General features: G+C 76.0%; 2 protein-coding genes. One reads left to right on the forward strand and one right to left on the reverse strand.

Annotated elements, in window-relative coordinates:
* Positions 1-399: 399 nt before the first annotated feature.
* Complete coding sequence (locus ACWENR_RS30410; protein WP_452280380.1) at positions 400-1,608, reverse strand: DUF349 domain-containing protein; 1,209 nt, start codon at positions 1,606-1,608, stop codon at positions 400-402.
* Positions 1,609-1,758: 150 nt separating this feature from the next.
* Between ACWENR_RS30410 and ACWENR_RS30415 the strand changes: the two genes are divergently transcribed.
* A complete protein-coding gene (locus ACWENR_RS30415) occupies positions 1,759-2,529 on the forward strand; it encodes a class III extradiol dioxygenase subunit B-like domain-containing protein (protein ID WP_452280381.1) in 771 nt (256 codons plus the stop codon).
* The last annotated feature ends 52 nt before the right edge of the window (positions 2,530-2,581 follow it).

The following is a 2,581-nucleotide window of genomic DNA, read 5'->3' on the forward strand; positions in this document are numbered from 1 at the left end:
CCCGGAACCCCGGAGGCCACTGTTTCCCGGAAGTTGCCCGGATCATGGCGTGCGGGACGCGGGATGGACGCGCATCGGGACCGGCGCGGGCACATGGCGCGGGAGGGCGCGGGACCGCCCCGGGCGCGGCGCGGGATCGATCCGGGCCTGGCGCGGGACCGCATCCGTGCACGGCGCGGGACCGCCCCGGGCATGGCGTGGGACCGCCCCGGGCGCGGCGTGGGGATCGCATCCGGCCATGGCGCGGGACCGCCCCGGGCGCGGCGCGGGACTGAGCGTAGGGACGGCGCGGGACTGAGCGGGCGATCGTCCCCGGGACCGGCGCGGGGCAGGTGTCGTCGGGATGTGCGGAAGCCCCCGCTCCCGACAGGGAGCAGGGGCTTCCGGGGTGGATCGGGGTCAGCCGGCCTGCTCGGCGAGCTGGAGGAACTGCCGCTTCGAGGCGAGCGCCTGCTCGGCCTCGCGGATCCGCTTGGCGTCGCCCGCGGCCTGGGCGCGGGCCAGCCGCTCCTCGGCCTCGGCGACCTGCGCCCGCATCTGGGCCAGCAGCGGGTTGTCCTCCTTGGTGGTCCGCCGCCAGGCCGAGTCCATCACCTCGCGGACCTTGTCGTCTACGGCGCGCAGCCGCCGCTCCAGCCCGGCGGCCGCCTCGCGGGGCACCCGGCCGGCCTCGTGCCACTGCGCCTGGATCTCCCGCAGCTTGGCCTGGGCGCCCTTCGGGTCACCGTCGACGTCAAGCGCCTCGGCCTCCGCCAGCAGCGCCTGCTTGCGCTCCAGGTTGGCCCGCTGCTCGTTGTCGCGGGCCGAGAAGACCTCGCTGCGCCGGGTGAAGAACTCGTCCTGCGCGGCCCGGAACCTCTCCCAGAGCTTCTGCTCCGCCTCCTTGGAGGCGCGCGGGGCGGCCTTCCACTGGTTCATGAGGTCCTTGAGCTGGTTGGCCGTGGCCGCCCAGTCGGTGGAGTCCTTCAGCTTCTCCGCCTCGGCGACCAGCTCCTCCTTGGCGGACTGCGCCTGCTTGCGCTGCGCGTCGAGGGAGGCGAAGTGGGCGCCCCGGCGACGGGTGAAGCCGTCCCGGGCGGCGGCGAACCGCTTCCACAGCTCGCCGTCGGTCTTCTTGTCGACCCCGCGAATGGTCTTCCACTCGTCGAGGATCTCCTTGAGCCGGTCGCCGGCGGTCTTCCAGCCGGTCGACTCGGCGGCCAGCTTCTCCGCCTCCTCGACCAGGGCCTGCTTGCGGGCCAGCGCCTCGCCCCGGGCGGCCTCCTTGGCGGCCTTGGCCTCGCCGGCCTTCTCCTCGGCGACGGCGGCGAGCCGGTCCAGCCGGGCGGCCAGCGCGTCGATGTCGCCGACGACGTGCGCCTCAGCGAGCGAGGCACGGATCCGGCGGATCGTGGTCAGCGAGTGGCCGGCGTCCGCCGCACCCGAGTTGAGCCGCGCCTCCGTCAGGTTGACCTCGGTCACCAGGTCGTCGAAACGGCGGGCGAAGTGGGCCAGCCCCTCCTCGGGCGCTCCCGCCTGCCAGGATCCGACCACCCGCTCGCCCTCGGCGGTCTTGACGTACACGGTGCCGTCCGCGTCCACCCGTCCGAAGGCAGTCCAGTCGCTCATGTGCCCATCCTCGTTCTCCCGGCGTCGGGGAGCAGCCCCACGATCGCCGCCACGGCGCAGCAAAGTTACTCCCGGCATTGTCACAGGTCCGACCCCGTCCGCGTCGAGCGCCTATCGCCGACCGTGACCATACGGTGTCCTAGCCCCCGAATGACCGGATCGGCGCGGGGGCGCACCGGGGTGTCCCGCTACGGTGGACGGGTGCCCCTGGTCGCCGCCGCCGTCTGCCCGCATCCGCCCCTGCTCCTGCCCGAGGTGGCCGGCGCCGCCGCGGGCGAGCTGGACGACCTGCGCGCGGCGTGCGACGCGGCCGTCGGCCGGCTGCTCGCCGCCGCGCCCGACCAGATCCTGCTGGTCGGCGGCGGGCCGGAGACCGTCCGTTTCCGGAGCGCCGACTACGGCTCCCTGCGGGCGTACGGGGTGGACCGGCACGTCCGGCTGTGGAAGACCAACTGCGCCGGCGGGGAGCGGCTGCCGCTGAGCCTGACCGTCGGCGCGTGGCTGCTCGGCCGGACCGGCACCGACCTGCCCCGGTTCGCCTCGGCGGTCGCCGCCGACGCGGCCCCCGACGAGTGCGCCGCGCTCGGGGCGGAGCTGGTACGCGGAGCCGAGGGCCGGGTCGCCCTGCTGGTACTGGGGGACGGGTCCGCCTGCCGGGGCGAGAAGGCGCCCGGCTACGACGACCCCCGCGCGCAGGCGTACGACGAGGGGGTCGTCCGCGCCCTGGCCGGCGCGGACGCGGACGCCCTGCGCGGGCTGGACCCGGGGCTGTCGGCGGAGCTGAGGGTCGCCGGCCGGGCGGCCTGGCAGGTGCTCGCCGGCGCGGCGGACGCGACGGGCGGGCAGTGGCGCGGCGAGGTGACCTACGACGCGGCGCCCTACGGCGTGGCCTACTTCGTGGCGACCTGGGAGCCGGCGTGACCGCGCCGAGCGACGCCGCCGATGGCCGAGCGTCCGGCGACGCCGCCGGTGG

It is taken from the genome of Micromonospora sp. NPDC004336, from assembly GCF_053602615.1.

Bases quoted from the DNA above. Each gene is read 5' to 3' on its own strand.
- ACWENR_RS30410 (WP_452280380.1), bottom strand. From the start codon at position 1,608: ATGAGCGACTGGACTGCCTTCGGACGGGTGGACGCGGACGGCACCGTG.
- ACWENR_RS30415 (WP_452280381.1), top strand. From the start codon at position 1,759: ATGACCGGATCGGCGCGGGGGCGCACCGGGGTGTCCCGCTACGGTGGA.